This window comes from Lentzea sp. NPDC004789, assembly GCF_053601075.1.
This window is the reverse complement of sequence record NZ_JBSGBE010000012.1, coordinates 43493-59154: the sequence shown is the minus strand read 5'-3', so window position 1 is coordinate 59154 and position 15662 is coordinate 43493. Positions and strand designations below refer to the sequence as shown.

17 protein-coding genes are annotated in these 15662 nt (G+C 69.9%); 8 read left to right on the top strand and 9 right to left on the bottom strand.

Going from position 1 to position 15662, the window contains the following annotated elements; translation table 11 throughout:
* Positions 1-46 precede the first annotated feature (46 nt).
* Positions 47-1300 carry an MFS transporter gene (locus ACWEIJ_RS25940; RefSeq protein WP_449839829.1) on the top strand — a complete coding sequence of 418 codons (1254 nt, stop codon included), beginning with the start codon at positions 47-49 and terminating at the stop codon, positions 1298-1300.
* Here ACWEIJ_RS25940 and ACWEIJ_RS25935 read toward each other — a convergent pair.
* Positions 1266-4040, bottom strand: a complete 2775-nt coding sequence (locus ACWEIJ_RS25935) for a sacsin N-terminal ATP-binding-like domain-containing protein (RefSeq protein ID WP_449839828.1) — start codon at positions 4038-4040, stop codon at positions 1266-1268. The two genes, ACWEIJ_RS25940 and ACWEIJ_RS25935, sit on opposite strands and share 35 nt — an antisense overlap.
* The gene (locus tag ACWEIJ_RS25930) at positions 4037-4765 is read right to left on the bottom strand and encodes a DUF3027 domain-containing protein (protein ID WP_449839827.1); all 729 of its coding nucleotides are present in this window, start codon (positions 4763-4765) and stop codon (positions 4037-4039) included. The genes ACWEIJ_RS25935 and ACWEIJ_RS25930 overlap by 4 nt, the downstream gene beginning before the upstream one ends.
* Positions 4766-4823: 58 nt before the next feature.
* Here ACWEIJ_RS25930 and ACWEIJ_RS25925 point away from each other — a divergent pair, with 58 nt between their 5' ends.
* The 3 genes from ACWEIJ_RS25925 to ACWEIJ_RS25915 are packed head-to-tail and all read left to right on the top strand — an operon-like array spanning position 4824 to position 7564.
* Positions 4824-5579: a glutaminyl-peptide cyclotransferase gene (locus ACWEIJ_RS25925; protein WP_449839826.1), complete on the top strand. Its 756-nt coding sequence runs from the start codon at positions 4824-4826 to the stop codon at positions 5577-5579.
* A 4-nt stretch (positions 5580-5583) separates the two neighbouring features.
* The gene (locus ACWEIJ_RS25920) at positions 5584-7098 is read left to right on the top strand and encodes an MFS transporter (protein ID WP_449839825.1); all 1515 of its coding nucleotides are present in this window, start codon (positions 5584-5586) and stop codon (positions 7096-7098) included.
* Between the two features lie 10 nt (positions 7099-7108).
* Positions 7109-7564, top strand: coding sequence for a DUF2771 family protein (locus ACWEIJ_RS25915; RefSeq protein WP_449839824.1), 456 nt, complete (start codon positions 7109-7111; stop codon positions 7562-7564).
* A gap of 63 nt (positions 7565-7627) precedes the next feature.
* On the opposite strand, the gene ACWEIJ_RS25910 is transcribed toward ACWEIJ_RS25915, so the two are convergent.
* Both ACWEIJ_RS25910 and ACWEIJ_RS25905 read right to left on the bottom strand, forming a co-directional pair.
* A complete protein-coding gene (locus tag ACWEIJ_RS25910; RefSeq protein WP_449839823.1) occupies positions 7628-8212 on the bottom strand; it encodes an HD domain-containing protein in 585 nt (194 codons plus the stop codon).
* A gap of 13 nt (positions 8213-8225) precedes the next feature.
* Positions 8226-8615, bottom strand: a complete 390-nt coding sequence (locus ACWEIJ_RS25905; RefSeq protein ID WP_090055465.1) for a cold-shock protein — start codon at positions 8613-8615, stop codon at positions 8226-8228.
* A 125-nt stretch (positions 8616-8740) separates the two neighbouring features.
* Between ACWEIJ_RS25905 and ACWEIJ_RS25900 the strand changes: the two genes are divergently transcribed.
* Positions 8741-8944: a hypothetical protein gene (locus ACWEIJ_RS25900; RefSeq protein WP_449839822.1), complete on the top strand. Its 204-nt coding sequence runs from the start codon at positions 8741-8743 to the stop codon at positions 8942-8944.
* On the opposite strand, the gene ACWEIJ_RS25895 is transcribed toward ACWEIJ_RS25900, so the two are convergent.
* Complete coding sequence (locus tag ACWEIJ_RS25895) at positions 8916-9533, bottom strand: HAD family hydrolase (protein ID WP_449839821.1); 618 nt, start codon at positions 9531-9533, stop codon at positions 8916-8918. The genes ACWEIJ_RS25900 and ACWEIJ_RS25895 overlap by 29 nt on opposite strands.
* A gap of 52 nt (positions 9534-9585) precedes the next feature.
* Here ACWEIJ_RS25895 and ACWEIJ_RS25890 point away from each other — a divergent pair, with 52 nt between their 5' ends.
* Positions 9586-10128, top strand: a complete 543-nt coding sequence (locus tag ACWEIJ_RS25890) for a TetR family transcriptional regulator (RefSeq protein WP_449839820.1) — start codon at positions 9586-9588, stop codon at positions 10126-10128.
* A 41-nt stretch (positions 10129-10169) separates the two neighbouring features.
* Positions 10170-11369 (top strand): Nramp family divalent metal transporter, encoded by a 1200-nt coding sequence (locus ACWEIJ_RS25885; protein WP_449839819.1) that lies wholly within the window; start codon positions 10170-10172, stop codon positions 11367-11369.
* On the opposite strand, the gene ACWEIJ_RS25880 is transcribed toward ACWEIJ_RS25885, so the two are convergent.
* Entirely contained in the window at positions 11354-12307 is a 954-nt protein-coding gene (locus tag ACWEIJ_RS25880) for a Gfo/Idh/MocA family protein (RefSeq protein ID WP_449839818.1), read from the bottom strand. The genes ACWEIJ_RS25885 and ACWEIJ_RS25880 overlap by 16 nt on opposite strands.
* Before the next feature lie 22 nt (positions 12308-12329).
* Between ACWEIJ_RS25880 and ACWEIJ_RS25875 the strand changes: the two genes are divergently transcribed.
* Positions 12330-12704: a YccF domain-containing protein gene (locus ACWEIJ_RS25875; RefSeq protein WP_449839817.1), complete on the top strand. Its 375-nt coding sequence runs from the start codon at positions 12330-12332 to the stop codon at positions 12702-12704.
* Positions 12705-12763: 59 nt separating this feature from the next.
* Here the strand turns inward: ACWEIJ_RS25875 and ACWEIJ_RS25870 are convergent, their stop codons facing one another.
* The 3 genes from ACWEIJ_RS25870 to ACWEIJ_RS25860 form a co-directional block, all read right to left on the bottom strand.
* The gene (locus tag ACWEIJ_RS25870) at positions 12764-13156 is read right to left on the bottom strand and encodes a VOC family protein (protein WP_449839816.1); all 393 of its coding nucleotides are present in this window, start codon (positions 13154-13156) and stop codon (positions 12764-12766) included.
* Between the two features lie 103 nt (positions 13157-13259).
* Entirely contained in the window at positions 13260-14855 is a 1596-nt protein-coding gene (locus ACWEIJ_RS25865) for an AMP-binding protein (protein ID WP_449839815.1), read from the bottom strand.
* 14 nt (positions 14856-14869) lie between these two features.
* The gene (locus ACWEIJ_RS25860; RefSeq protein ID WP_449840042.1) at positions 14870-15655 is read right to left on the bottom strand and encodes a metallophosphoesterase; all 786 of its coding nucleotides are present in this window, start codon (positions 15653-15655) and stop codon (positions 14870-14872) included.
* Between the last annotated feature and the right edge of the window lie 7 nt (positions 15656-15662).

The window sequence follows — 15662 nt, the reverse complement described above, 5'->3', positions numbered from 1 at the left end:
TTACGCGGGTGGTGGAGCAGACACTTCGCCACCTCGTCGTACCGGAATGCTCGCATCGTTAGCCATCTACAACTATCGCCTCTACGCCAGCGGCCAGATCATCTCGCTGGTGGGCGTGTGGATGCAGCGCGTGGCCCAGGACTGGCTGGTCCTGGAGCTCACCAACGGCTCCTCGCTGGCCCTGGGCGTGGCGGCCTCCCTGCAGTTCCTCCCGGTGCTGCTGCTCTCCATGTGGGGCGGCGTGCTGGCCGACCGCGGCGACAAGCGCAAACTCCTGCTGTGGCTCGAATCCGCGCTGGGCATCTGCGCCCTGGCGCTGGGCCTGCTGGACGTCACCGGCGTCGTGCAGCTCTGGCACGTCTTCGTGCTCTGCTTCCTGCTCGGCTGCTTCTCCGCCGTGGAAACCCCGGTCCGCCAGTCGTTCGTGGTCGAGATGGTCGGCCGCGAGTCGCTGACCAACGCCGTGGCGATCAACTCGATGATGTTCAACCTGGCCCGCATCGTCGGCCCTGCCATCGCGGGCGTGACCGTCGTGGCCATCGGCACCGGCTGGGTCTTCCTGGCCAACGCCATCAGCTTCGTGGGCGTGGTGCTCGGCATCTGGCTGATGCGCACCTCCCAGCTGCAGCGCTCGGAACCCGTGCCGCGTGAAAAAGGTCAGCTGCTCTCCGGCCTGAAGTACGTGCGGCACCGCCCCGACCTGCTGACCGTGATGCTGCTGGTCTTCTTCATCGCCACCTTCGGCATGAACTTCTACATGACCCTCGCGATCCTGGCCCGCAACGTCTTCGGCGGCGACGCCGACGCCTACGGCCTGCTCTCCACCCTGATCGCGGTGGGCACCTTCGCGGGCGCGGCCTGGGCAGCACGCCGCAAGACCCCGCGCCTGTCCGTCTTCATCGGCGCCGGTGTGGTCTTCGGCCTGCTGGAGATCGTCTCCGGGATGATGCCGACGATGCTCCTGAGCGGCCTCATGATGATCCCGGTGGGCATCGCGATGATGACGTTCAACACCACCGCCAACGCCACCATCCAGCTCGCCGTGGAACCCGAGATGCGCGGCCGCGTGATGGGCATCTACATGCTCGTGTTCCTGGGCGGCAACCCGGTGGGCGGCCCGCTGATGGGCTGGCTGGGCGAGATCAACGGCCGTGCACCGATCATCGTCGGCGGCATCGTGTCCGTGCTGGTGACCGTGACCGCGTGGATCATCCTGGTGCGGCGCGGCGACATCGCGAAGCCGCGCCTGCGCAGGCAGACCGAGCTCAGCCCAGCAGAGTTGCAGCCGTCGGATCGGTGATCAGCGCGGCGAACGCGTGCCGGTCCTCCCACCGCTGCGTCACCCAGGCCAGCGCTCGCGCGAGACCCTCCGGCGTGTCCGCGGCGTGCGGCACCCCGTCGGCCATCCACCACTCGACGCGCTGCCCGTCGACCACGAGCTCGTCGTGCACCACGACCACGCCATCGGGCAGCGCGACCTCGAGCAGCTCGCAGGCCATCCGGACCGCACCGAGGTCGTGCCACCGCACGACCTCACCGACGTGATCCGGTGAGCCGTCGAACTCCTCCGAGGCGAGCGCCAGATCCAACAGGTCGGCCAGCTCCTCGGACCCGTCGGCGAGCAACACCCGTGAAGCCGGCACCACCCCGAGCAACCAGGGATGGTCGAGCACCACGACGTCATCGGCCACGACGACCTCGCCGGACAACACCCGCACCCGCTCTGGCGGAGCGAAGTCCCCCTCCGGCAGAGCCGCGTACGCCCTCAGCACCACGGCATCCGCGATGGCCCGGTCGGCATCCCCCAACCGCTCCAGCACGAACTCGGCGTCGTCGTCGTCCCAGATCTCCAGCGACGACCGGACGCCGGCGGCCCGCAACACGTGCTCCGGCAGCTCCAGCTCCGGAACGACGTCGAAGAGCCCGTCCAGCAACGCGGCGTCGGCCAGCCGGTACTCCCGCGGCGCCTTCCCGGCCAGCGAGGCGTGCCGGGCGATCCACCAGCCGGTGTACCCGTCCGGCTCGGTGACCGCCCGCCAGGTGACCGGATCAGCGGCCAGCAACCGCAACGCGGCGGGCCAGTCGGCGACGAGATCCAGGTCGCGGACGGCCACCACGCGGGCAGGCTCGTCCGGCACGGACGACCACCACGCGGACTCGTCCGGCAGGTCGTGATCCGGCCCGGACGGCTCGTCGTCGATCACCAGCGAGAACCCGTCGACCACCCCGACCGCCACGAGCGCGGCACGCGGGTACGTCTCGGCGATCTCCTTGGACAGCAACGGGAACGCGTCCGCCTCGACCACGCCCACGAGCGGCGAGTCGGGCAACAGCAGCTCATCGGCCCGGTGCCACTCACCGGCCGCGTCGGGCAACGCCAACGCCCCCAGCCAGGGCTCCTCACCCGCACGCACCGCGGCCCGGTCCACCAACCGCAGCACGGTCTCGATCAGGTCATCGGCCTCAAGGCCGGCCTCGGCGTCCTCCACCGACCGCGCCACGCTCTCGCGCAACGAAGGATCGGCGAGCAGCTCCGCAGCGCCCGCTTCGACCGCGCCGAGCCGGACCAGCAACGGGTGCACCGCGTCCGGGTGCACCACCCGCAGCCCGGGCAGCGGCTCGTCGGCGATCAACGTCGTCCGCGGCCCGGTCACCGTGCGACCGTCGGCCAACGGCACCGGCAGCGACTGCAGGGCCTCCCGGACATCCGGATCGACCTCGGCCAACGGCTCGAAAGCCGCGTAGACGTCCCGCCACCAACCGGGATCACCGGAGACACCGGAGAGCGCGGCCACGACCTCGGCCGTCGACACGCGCGGAACTTCCAGCGCGGCCAACGCCTTCGCGTGCACGGGCGCGGACAGCTCGGCGTCCAGCAGCCCGGGCAGCGCGTCCTCGACCAGCTCGACGAGCTCCTCGGAACCCACGTCCAGCACCCGAGCCCGGGACGGCGCGATCCACTCGCCGGAGGCCAGCGGCAGCCAGGCGGCGGCCCGCAGCTCACGGATCACCGCGGTGCGCAGCCGGTCGTCCACTTCGGACAACGGGAAGCCGGGCAGCGGCACCAGCGCGGTCCGTTCGACCGCGGGCACCCGCTCCACCAGGGCGGGGTACCGAGCGGCGGCGGCGTCCAGCACCGACCACGCGGCCGCACCGGGCAGGATCCGCCGGCGCGACGGCTCGACCGGCAGGGTGGCGATCAACCGCGCGGGCAGCGACAGGCGTTCGTCGGTCGGCGTGGGCGCGTGCAGCACGTCCTCGCCGAGCTCGGAATCCAGCGGGTACGCCCAGGTGATCGTCCACTCGGGACGGTGCTCGACGCCCTGGACGAGCTCGGCCGGCAGTTCGCCGGTCGCCTGCTCGACGAGCCAGCGGGTCGAGCCGATGGTGACCACGCCGTCGGCGGTGACGAAGCGTTCCCACGACTGGGAACCGACCTCGATGCGACGCAGGCCGGGCAGCGCCAGCAGCAGGTCCGGCACCTCGGCGGCCAGGTCGTCCAGCGAGAGGTCGACCTTGAGCGGCAGCCGCACCTCGGTCGTGAAGCCTTCGGGCACGGACTCGGCGCAGGGCCACACGAGCCGCAGCACCGGCACGTCACCACCGCGCTCGGACGCCAGCTCCGGCACCTCGGCGCGCGTCCGCTCGGCGGAGAACTCCACGCCACCGGACACCGACACCACCCGCGGCGCGTCCGTGACCGCCAGCACGGCCGCGAACCCGACACCGAACTGCCCGACGCCGGACTCCTTGGCCGACGCGCGAAGCGAAGCCAGCGCGGCGACACCGGCGGCGGTCAGCGGCGCACCGGTGTTGGCGGCCCGCAGCTCACCGTCGACGAGAGTGATCCGCAACACACCGGGTTCGGCACCGGCCGCGTCAGCCGCGTTCTGGGCGAGTTCGACCAGCAACCGGTCCCGGTAGCCGCCGAGCCGGAGGTCCTCCTCGGCGTTCGCGTCTTCGCGGAAGCGGGTGGGCGAACCACGCCACGCGGCGAGAACCGAGGTGCGCAGGGCCTCGGTCCCGAACGGGTCGGTCACTCCGTGACGTCCAGCTGCGCGTCGTCGTACACGAGGTCCGCGACCGGCACGATCGAGCCCATCTCCACCTCGGCCTGGGAATGCGCGCCGCAGCCGTACTCGACGTGCACGACGTGGCCGTCGGCGGGCGAGATCTCGTTCGCGCAGATGCCGAACGCGGCACCGAACGCGCCGGCCACGCGGGTGTAGAAGCCGCACGTGCCGCAATGCGCGGGGGCGCTGCGGGCCATGTCGGAGCGGGGGCCGAAGTCGGAGGACACCCAGCGGTCGGCGGCGTCGAGGCGGCCCTCGCGGGACAGCACGCGCTGACGGCCGAGGCCGATCTCCAGCGCGACCTCCTCGATCGCCGGGTCGTCGGACTGCACGTAGGCCTCGACCAGGCGCGGGTCGTTCTCGCGGGGCGGCAGCAGGTCGCCGACACCGAGGTCGCCGGCGCGGACCCGTTCGCTCCACGGCACCCACTCGGGCGCGACCAGGGCGTCCTGACCGGGCAGCAGCACGACCTCGCTGACCGAGACCGGCGTGCCCTCGCCCGCGTAGGCGACGGTCACGGCCCAGTTCCAGCCGCGGTAGCCCGCGTGCTCGGCCTCGAACAGGTGCGTCACGGAGAACTCGTCCTCGCGCTGCACCCCGACGTGAGCGCCGACGCGTTCCAACCCGGCTTCCTCCTGCGCGGCGGCGCGGGCGAGGTCAACGGCGTCGGCGAGCAGTTGCGTGGCGTTCACGTCGTGAATTGTGCCGCAGGTCTTCGCCGGGACGAAAACTCGTGCCACCCTCCGTGGGGTGCGCTCACCCGTCTGGCTGGTCCTCGCGGTCGTTCTGGCCGCCTGCTCGACGCAGCAAGAAGCAAAACCGCAGGTAGAAGTCCTGCAGAAGATTCCGCACGACACCTCGGCGTTCACCCAGGGGTTGGAACTGGCCGACGGCGTCCTCTACGAGGGCACCGGTCTGGAGGGCCAGTCGACCATGCGCACGCTCGACCCGTCGACCGGCAAGGTGCAGAAGAAAGTTGATCTTCCTGAGGACTTCTTCGGCGAGGGCATCACAGTCGTCGGCGACACCATCTGGCAGATCACCTGGCGCAACGGCGTCGCGATCGAACGCGACCGCAGGACGCTGAACGAGGTCCGCCGCGTCCAGTACCAGGGCGAGGGCTGGGGCATCTGCGACGACGGCAAGCGGCTGATCATGAGCGACGGCAGCGCGAAGCTGACGTTCCGCGACCCGAAGTCGTTCTCCGCGACGGGAAGCGTGCAGGTCACCCGCAACGGCAAGCCGCTGACCCAGCTCAACGAGCTGGAGTGCGTCGGCGGCAAGGTCTGGGCGAACGTGTGGAAGACCGACGAGATCGTCCGCATCGACCCGGCCGGCGGTCAGGTGACCAACACCTACGACCTGTCCTCGCTCAAGCCCTCCGACCCGGACATCGACGTGCTGAACGGGATCGCGCACGTCCCCGGCACCGACGAGTTCCTGGTCACAGGCAAGAACTGGCCCACCATCTTCCGAGTGAGGTTCAACGGGATGGGGCAGGATTGAGGGTGTGACGGGCAACCGCGGGTGGAGTGACCAGCCGACTCCGAAGCGCTACCCGTGGCAGGACGACGAGTACCAGCCGCGGGCGCGTCGCGGAACACCGTCCGAGCACGGTTTCCAGCCCCCGCCGAAACGCCCTCAGCAGACCCGCCCGCTGCCCAACTCCGACCAGCAGACCACCCCGACGCCCAAGCCGCCGCGCAAGCTCACGGTCACCCGCGTCGCCTGGTTCCGCAGCAAGCAGCTCTCGCAGCAGGCCGTCGCCGCGTTCCGGCGCGCGGCCCACGCCGACGGCGCCAAGAAGTCCGGCATGTCGTCGGTCACCTACGCGGTGATGATGAACTACGCCGCCGATGCCGCGATGGCCGTGGCGCTCGCGAACACGCTCTTCTTCAGCGCCGCGTCGGCGGAGTCCAAGACCAAGGTCGCGCTGTACCTGCTGATCACGGTCGCGCCGTTCGCGCTGGTCGCGCCGGTGATCGGGCCGTTGCTGGACCGGATCCAGCGCGGCCGGCGGCTGGCCCTGGCCGCGTCCTGCGTGCTGCGGATCGTGCTGTCGATCGTGATGGCGCTGAACTTCGACAACTGGCTGCTGTACCCGGCGGCGCTGGGCAGCATGGTGTTGTCGAAGTCCTTCACCGTCCTCAAGTCCGCGATCACGCCACGTGTGTTGCCGCCGGACATCACGCTGTCCAAGACCAACGCGCGCATGACCGTCTTCGGTCTCGCCGCGGGTGCCGTGTTCGGTGCGTTCGCGGCCGGGTTCGCGAAGGTCTTCGGCTCGCCCGGCGCGCTGTGGTTCACCGCGGCGCTGTGCCTGGCGAACGCGTGGCTGTGCATGAAGATCCCGGCGTGGGTCGAGGTGACCGAGGGCGAGGTCCCGGCGACACTGCGATCGAGGCCCGCGAAGCAGCGCATGTCCCGGCACATCGTGGTCGCGTTGTGGGGCAACGGTTCCATCCGGATGCTCACCGGGTTCCTGACGTTGTTCGCCGCCTTCGTGGTCCGCGCGCAGACCGAGGGCGAACCGGTGCAGCAGCTGCTCCTGCTCGGCGTGATCGCGGGCGCGGCCGGTGCGGGCAGCTTCCTGGGCAACGCGATCGGCGCGCGCCAGCACTTCGGCAAGCCCGACGAGGTGGTCCTCGCGTGCGTCGGCACGGCCCTGGTGGCCACGATCGTCGCCGCCGCGTTGCCCGGTCTCGTCACGGCCGCGATCGTCGCCCTGCTGGGCGCCACGGCGTCGTCGCTGGCCAAGATCAGCCTGGACGCGGTGATCCAGGACGACCTGCCGGAGGAGTCGCGCGCGTCGGCGTTCGGCCGCTCGGAGACGATCTTGCAGCTCGCGTGGGTCTTCGGCGGCGCGCTGGGCGTGCTGCTGCCCGCGACGTTCTGGATCGGCTTCCTGGTGCTGTCCGTGCTGCTCGCGCTGGGCCTCGCCCAGACGTGGACCTACCGCAACGGCACCTCGCTGCAGCGGCTGTTGCACAGGCTCGTCCGCAGGCCGGCCCACGCCACCCCGTAGGCTGCCTGACGTGCGTCGACTTGCTCCTGTACTGGCCGCCAGCGTCCTCGTGCTGACCGGCTGCGGTCTGCCGCAGCACGATCCCGAGGTCACGTTCTACGCGAACGGCAAGACCATCCGCATCGAACCGACGATCTACTGCGACGCGGTCGGCGACAACTGCGCCGAGAAGAACGCGCCCGGCACGTTGAAGGTGCCGCCGGGCAAGGTCGTGCAGATCTCGGTGGACGGTCAGCTCGCCGACGGCCTCTGGGAGGTCGTGTGCGTGTACGAGAACGCCGCCAAGGTGCAGGAGGGCTGCTCCTCGCCGTTGCTCGGCAAGGGCGACAACTTCTCCTACACCCTCGCCGTGCCGAACCAGAACGACCAGCTGCTGCGCATCGAGGTGCACGAGGCCGCGGGCGCGGTGCTGGCGACCGGCCAGCCGCTGATGCGCGGCTCCTGGGTCGTCGACATCGCTCGCTGAAGCGCACGCGGGGAGCTTTCGTACTCTCCTGGAGTACGAGAGGGCCCCGCGTGAGTCGAACGGTCAGCGCCGGCCGAAGGCTTCCCACCACTCGCTGGGGGCGATTCGGAGAGCCGAGTCGAGGAGCGCCTTGCCGGTGTCGGTGACCACCGACGCCTGCATGGTCTGGATGAACCGCTCCATCTTCGTGATCCCCGCGGCCTGGTACTCCCGCGCCTGCAGCAGCAGTTCGAGCTTGTCGGCGTCACGGGAGCAGCGCGCTTCCGGCGTGTGGTCGATGTCCTTGGCGGCCTCGTGCTCGGCCACCAGCGCCTCGATGTGCGCGGCCAGCGGCGCGGGCAGGTGCCGCACCTGGTCGCGGGCCACCTCCTCGGGCCGCATCTTCACGTCGAGGTAGAGCTTGCCGACGTACGGGATGTCGCCGATCCGCGTCTCCGGCACGTCGTGGAACAGGCCCAGCGTCGCCGCCCGGTCCGGGTTCGCGCCCTCCTGGACGGCGATCGCGTACGCCAGCACGCCCACCCGGAACGAGTGGGCGGCCACCGACTCGGGGTGCTGCACCCCGGCGAAGAGCCACCCCGCTCTGGGCAGGCGTTTGAGCTGGCCGACTTCGTACAGGAACTCGACGATCCGGTCCGCTTCAGACATGCGGCCGATCTTTTTACGGATCGAGGTCCCGCGCCACCGCCCGGACGACCTCGGCGATGAGCTTCATGTTCTTCTTGTCCGACGGGTAGCGGCCCCGGCGCAGGTCGGGCTGCACCTTGTTCTCGAGGAGCTTGATCATGTCCTCGATCAGGCCGTGCAACTCCTCCGCGGGACGGCGGCGCGCCTCGGCGACGGACGGCGCGGGGTCGACCAGGCGCACGGACAGCGCCTGCGGACCGCGACGGCCCTCCGCCATGCCGAACTCGATGCGCTGGCCGGCCTTCAGACCGGTGACACCCGGAGGCAACGCGGATTTGCGGACGTAGACGTCCTCGCCACCGTCCTGGGTGACGAACCCGAAGCCCTTCTCCGTGTCGTACCACTTGACCTTGCCGGTCGGCACCGCGCTCACCATTCCCTTGCTTGAAGCACAACGAACGCGCCCAGGGCGTACCCAGGACGCGTCTCACCAGAGTAGCCAGAAGACCTTGCGGAAGGCACCTCCGTTAGCGCGACTACCCTGCTCCCATGACCGCTTCCAAGATGTTGCCGCTGGCCGTCGGCCTGTTCGCCGCGGGCGTGCTGGCGATCGTCGCGGTCTTCGTGCTCTTCGCCACCGGCCACGGCGATCTGCCGGTGTGGCTGAACGTCGCCGCCACCTACCTGCCGGCGATCGGCCTGGCGCTCGGGATCGTCGCCGTGATCAGGAGATCACGCCGGAAGAGGTCCTGAGCCAGTCCGGGAACTCCCGCAGGTCGGCCAGCACGACCGCGGCGCCGGCCTCCTCCAGCTCGGCCCTGGAGCACGGCCCGGTCACCACGCCGACGCCCAGCGCTCCGGCCGCCTCGGCACCCCGCATGTCGCCGACGTGGTCACCGACGTAGATCACGGCTTCGTGCAGCTTGAGCGACTCCGCCTTGCCGGCCGCCCACAGCTCGCCGTAGAGGTGGTCGACCTCCCAGCCCAGCGCTTCGAGGTGCAGCGCCGCGTTCTTGCGGTACTTGCCGGTCACGACCATCGTCCGGCCGCCCAGCTCGCGCACGCACTGCAACGCCGCGGCCGCTCCCGGCAGCGCGACCGTCGCCGGGATCACGACGTCCGGGTACAGCGCGCGGAAGAGCGTGACGAGGTCCGGGATCTCCTCCTCCGGCACGCCCATCTCGCGGTAGGTCATGTCGAGGGGCGGGCCGAGGTTGGACGCGAAGTGGTCGCCGTCGAGGTCGTACCCGGTGCGGGCACCCACCTCGTACATCACCGCCGCCATGCCCGGTCGCGGGTCGATGAGGGTCATGTCCAGGTCGAAGCCCACGGTGAACGGCACAGAACCCAACTTTACGTCTATACAAAATCCATATCTGTGTAAAGCTGATCGAGTGAGTGACATCACCGGGCTCTTGCTGGACGCGGCCGCCGATCTCCTCGCGGCCCGCGGGTTCCACGGGTTGCGCATGATCGAGGTCGCCAGTCGCGCGGGGGTGAGCAGGCAGACCGTCTACAACGAGTTCGGCAACAAGGAGGGGCTCGTCCAGGCCGTCGCGGCGTGGCGGACCGAGGAGTACCTCTCCGGGATCGTCACCCGGCTGCGACAGGACCCGGACCCCTGGGAGGCGATGCGGTCGGCGTTCCGCTTCACCTTCGAGCAGACCGAGAAGGACCGCCTGGTCTCCGCCGTGCTGACCGGGCAGGACGCCGAGGACCTGTTGCCGTTCCTGACGATTCGCGGGCACCCGGTGCTCTTCCACGCGACCGAGGTCGTCGAGCGGCACCTCAGCGAGCACTTCCCCGGCAGGCACGTGCGGCTCACCGCGGAGACGACCGTGCGGCTCGCGCTGAGCCACCTGCTGATGCCGAGCGGTGACCTCGACAGTGCGATCGACGCCGTCGTGACCGTGGCTCGGGCCACGTTGGAGGCGTGAACCCCTTGTTGCAATAATCTTGCAACAAGGGGAGGTGTGCGGTGGTCGCTGTTTCGGCACGCCTGCGCGCGGGCGCGGCGTTGCTCGGTCCGGCGTTCGTCGCCGCGATCGCGTACGTCGATCCCGGCAACGTGGCCACCAACACCGCGGCGGGCGCGCGCCACGGGTACCTGCTGGTGTGGGTGCTCGTCGTCGCGAACGTCATGGCGGGGCTCGTGCAGTACCTGTCGGCGAAGCTGGGCCTGGTCACCGGGAAGTCGTTGCCCGAGGCCGTGCGGGACCACCTGCCCCGCCCGGTGCGGCTCGCGTACTGGGGTCAGGCCGAGGTCGTCGCGATGGCGACCGACCTGGCCGAGGTGCTCGGTGGGGCCATCGCGCTCGGGTTGTTGTTCGACCTCCCGCTGCTGCTCGGCGGCGTGATCACCGGTGTGGTGTCGACGGTGTTGCTGCTGGTGCAGGACCGACGCGGGCAGCGGCCGTTCGAGCGCGTGATCACCGCGATGCTGGCCGTGATCGCGGTCGGGTTCATGGCCGGGCTCTTCGTCTCGCCGCCGTCCGGTTCAGCGGCCTTGCACGGCCTCGTGCCGCGGTTCGACGGCGCGGACAGCGTGCTGCTCGCGGCGGGCGTGCTCGGCGCGACCGTCATGCCGCACGCCGTCTACCTGCACTCGGCGCTGGCGCGCGACCGGCACGGCAGGAACCCGTCGTTGCTCGGCGCGGCCAAGGTCGACGTCGTGGTCGCGATGCTGCTGGCCGGCGCGGTCAACCTGGCGATGCTGCTGCTCGCGGCCTCCGCCCTGCAGGGCGCTCCCGAGGTCGACACGCTGGCAGGAGCGCACGCGGCGATCTCGGCCCAGCTCGGCGGCGGGATCGCGCTGCTGTTCGCGCTGGGTCTGCTGGCTTCGGGTCTCGCGTCCACGGCCGTCGGTTGTTACGCGGGCGCGGTGGTGATGGACGGGTTGCTGCGCGTGCGGATTCCGTTGCCGGCACGGCGACTGGTCACGCTCGTGCCCGCGCTGACGATCCTCGCGTTCGGCGTCGATCCGACGTTCGCCCTGGTGCTGTCGCAGGTCGTGCTGTCGTTCGGCATCCCGTTCGCCCTGGTGCCGTTGGTGTGGCTGACCGCGCGCCGGTCCGTCATGGGTTCCTTCGCGAACCGGCGCCCGGTCACCTTCGCCGCGTGGGTGGTCGCTGCCGCGGTCGTCGTGCTGAACGTGGCGTTGATCTACCTGACGGTGTAGTCGACGCCGAGCTGGCGCAGGGCCTCCTCCAGCGTGCGCATGACTTCCAGGGTGTGCTGCCAGGTGATCGACGGGCTTTCGGTGAGGCCGGCCGCGATGCACTCCTCGACCGCGCGGATCTGGTGCGTGTAGCCCTCGTTCTCGATGGTGTGCTCGACGCCGTTGATGACCGCCCTGGTGGCGTTGAACATCGGGTCGGCGATGTCGATGCGCCCTTCGGTGCCGAGGATCTCCGCCTCGGAGCCGAGGTTCGCGACGAGCGAGCAGCTCAGCAACGCGTGCGCGCCACCGGGGTAGCCGAGCAGCAGCCCGGCGTCGCTGTCCACATCGGACGGTGCCTTGCCGCCCCACGCGCGGATCTCCAGCGGAACCCCGAGGAGCATGTGCGCGAAGGCCACGGGGTAGACGCCGAGGTCGAGCAGCGCCCCGCCGCCCGCCTCCTTCGCCCAGAGCCGGTGGCCGGCGTCGAACGGGAGCGCGAAACCGAAGGTCGCGCGGATGGAACGGACTTCACCGATCTCCCCGTTGCGCACGGCCTCGTGGACCTTGCGGATCAGCGGGTTGAACCGCGTCCACATGGCCTCCATGAGGAAAAGGCTCTTCTTGGACCGTGCCTTTTCGATCATCTCCTCGGCCTGGGCGACCGTCAGCGCGAAGGCCTTCTCGCACAGCACGTGCTTGCCCGCGTCCAGTGCCGCGAGCGTGACCTCGTGGTGCTGGCCGTGCGGAGTGGCGACGTACACGACCTCGACGTCCGGATCGGCGAGGAGCTCGTGGTAGTCGCCGTACGCGCGCTCGATGCCGAACCGCTCGGCAAACGCTTGCGCCCTCGTGACGTCCCGCGAGGACACCGCGAGGACCTGCACGCCCTCGACCTTCTGCATGTCGGCGGTCACGGTCTGCGCGATTCCGCCGGTTGCGATCACACCCCACTTCATGCGGTGAGCTTAGATTGGAGGTATGCGCCTCATCCTGAACGTGATCTGGCTCGTGCTCGCCGGGTTCTGGATGGCCGTCGGCTACGCGGTCGCCGGCCTCATCTGCTGCGTCCTGATCATCACGATCCCGTGGGGCATCGCGTCGTTCCGCATCGCGAACTACGCGCTCTGGCCGTTCGGCCGCGAGGTGGTCGACAAGCCGGGCGCGGGCACGGGTTCGTTGCTGGGCAACATCATCTGGATCATCGTCGCCGGCCTGTGGCTCGCCATCGGCCACATCATGACCGGCATCGCGCTGTGCGTGACGATCATCGGCATCCCGCTCGGCCTCGCCAACTTCAAGCTGGTGAAGGTCTCGCTGGTGCCACTGGGCAAGGAGATCGTCGACGTCCCCTGAGGATCCCCCGCTCCCCGTCGGGGGCGGGGAGCGGGAGACCGCTCAGCGGGCACTCACCGTCAGGCCTCCTCGCCCAACAGCTCGTGCAGGCACAGGATGTTGCCCTCGGTGTCGGTGAACCACGCCGCGCGTTCGGTGCCCATCACCGCGATGTGGTTGACGGTCTTGAAGTCCGGCAGGTCGTAGTCCTCGAAGTGCACGCCCCTGTCCTCGAGCTCGCGGATCTCGTCCTCGAGGTTCGGCACCTCGAAGCTGAGGACCGTGTGCGCGGTCTGCGCACCCTTCTCCGCAGGCATCAGTCCCAGCGAGTCGCCCTGGCCGAGCGCGAAGATCCGCGTTCCGTCCGAGGCGGTGGTGATGGGCTTGAGGCCGAGCTTGTCCGCGTAGAAGTGCCCGGCCCGCTCGGGGTCTTCGACGGGCAGCATCGTCGTGGTCCTGGTGGCGGTGAGCATGCGCGCCTCCTTCGACTTCAATCCCCCGATGCTGCGCGCGGCACGCCTCCGTCCACAAGGGTCTTTGCGCCTCATCGCCCCGTAGCGCGGCGACCACGTTCCGCTAGGCGTGCTTCGTGCTGTCGTCGAGGTTCAGCAGCTCCACGGCCCTGGCCCGCATCTCCACCTTGCGGATCTTCCCGGTGACCGTCATGGGGAACTCGTCCACCACGTGCACGTACCGCGGGATCTTGTAGTGGGCGAGCTTGCCGGCGCAGAACTCGCGGACGGCCTCGGCGGTCAGCGGCGCGGCGCCCTCGCGCAGGCGGACCCACGCCATGAGCTCCTCGCCGTAACGGGCGTCGGGCACGCCGATCACCTGCGCGTCGAGCACGTCCGGGTGCGTGTAGAGGAACTCCTCGATCTCGCGCGGATAGATGTTCTCACCGCCGCGGATGACCATGTCCTTGATGCGCCCGGTGATGTTGACGTAGTCGTCGTCGTCCATCACCGCGAGGTCGCCGGTGTGCATCCAGCCCGCCCGGTCCACCGCCTCCGCCGTCTTCCCGGGCTCGTTCCAGTAGCCCAGCATGACGGAGTAGCCCCGCGTGCACAGCTCTCCCGGCACGCCGCGCGGCACCGTCAGGCCCGTCTCCGCGTCGACGATCTTGACCTCCAGGTGCGGGCCGACCCGGCCGACCGTGCCGACGCGGCGGTCGAGCGAGTCGTCGACGCGCGTCTGCGTTGACACCGGGGAGGTTTCGGTCATGCCGTAGCAGATCGAGACCTCGCGCATGCCCATGCGGTCGACGACCTGCTTCATCACCTCGACCGGGCACGGCGAGCCCGCCATGATGCCGGTCCGCAACGACGACAGGTCGTAGCCGTCGACCAGGTCGAGCATCGCGATGAACATCGTCGGCACGCCGTACAACGACGTGCAGCGCTCCTCCTGAACCGCCGCAAGGGTTTTCACCGGGTCGAAGGCCGGGGCCGGGATCACCACGCACGCGCCGTGGCTGGTGGCGGCGAGGTTGCCCATGACCATGCCGAAGCAGTGGTAGAACGGCGGCACCACGCAGATGCGGTCGTGCTCGGTGTAGTTGATCAGCTCGCCGACGAAGTAGCCGTTGTTGAGGATGTTGTGGTGCGAGAGCGTCGCGCCCTTGGGGAAACCCGTGGTGCCGGACGTGTACTGGATGTTGATCGGGTCGTCCCGGTCCAGCTCGACGTCCGGGAGCTCGTCACCGGTCCACTGTGGATCGTCCACGAACACGACGTTCTTCAGCTCGGCGCAACGAGGACGGACCTCGGCGATCATCGCCTCGTAGTCGGAGGTCTTGAACGTCCGCGCGGACACCAGCGTGTGGATGCCCGCCTGGTTCAGCACGTACTCCAGCTCGTGCACCCGGTACGCGGGGTTGACGTTGACCAGGATCGCGCCGATCCGGGCCGTCGCGTACTGCACGAAGACCCACTCCGCGCAGTTCGGCGCCCAGATGCCGACCCGGTCGCCCTTGCGCACGCCCAGCGAGTGCAGCCCGGCCGCGGCCCGGTCCACTTCGGCGGAGAGCTCCGCGTACGTCCACCGGCGATCTGTTGCCTTGTCGACAAGTGCCTCGCGGTCACCGAAGCGCGCGACGGTCGCGGCGAAGTTCGCGTGGATCGTGTCGCCCAGCAGCGGGGCGGCGGAGGTGCCCGAGGAGTAGCTGGCGGTCATCCACCAGACGGTAGTCAGGCTTCGGCGTAAGGCAAGGGGACGACGAGGCACGGACCGCCGCTGTAGAGGCCCGCGTCGATCGCCAGGACCTTGTCGTCGGCGTACACGAGCGGCCCGTCGATCTGCTCCGGCGGCACCCCGAGCTGGTCGGCGATGACGCTGTGGCCGTGCACGATCCTGCTGCCGCCGAGGGTCGCGAGCAGCTCGTCCGCGATTTCCGGGCCCTGCGGACCGCGGAACGCGTATCGGGTCGTCATCTTGCGCCAGCACTCCCACCAGTCGGCGAGGTCGTCGCCCTTGAGCACCTGGCGGACGGCTTCGTTGACCTCCTCGATCGAGGACCCCCATTCGAGGTAGGCCGCCGTGTCGGAGTGCATCAGCAGGTGGTCGTCGCGCAGCTTCAGCACGGGTCTGGACGTCAGCCACTCGACGTGGGCGTCGGTCAGCCGGTCCTGGTCGCTGCGCAGCCCGCCGTTGAGCAGCCAGCTGCGCGCGAACGACCGCGGCCCGGCGCTGTCGGGCACCTGCTCGTCGCCGAACCGGTGCATGCCGAGCAGCAGCACCTCGTGGTTGCCGATCAACGAGTTGACCACGCCCCCGGCGGCGGCCGCCTCCTCGCCGAGGCGCATGACCAGATCGATCACCCCGACGCCGTCGGGGCCGCGGTCCACGAAGTCGCCGAGGAACCACAGCTCGGACTCGCCACCCGTCCAGTGCCCCTCCTCGTCGCACAGCTCGGCGACGTGCAGGGCCCTGGTCAGTTCGGCGAGGTGCCCGTGCACGTCACCAACGACGTGCATCGAGCGT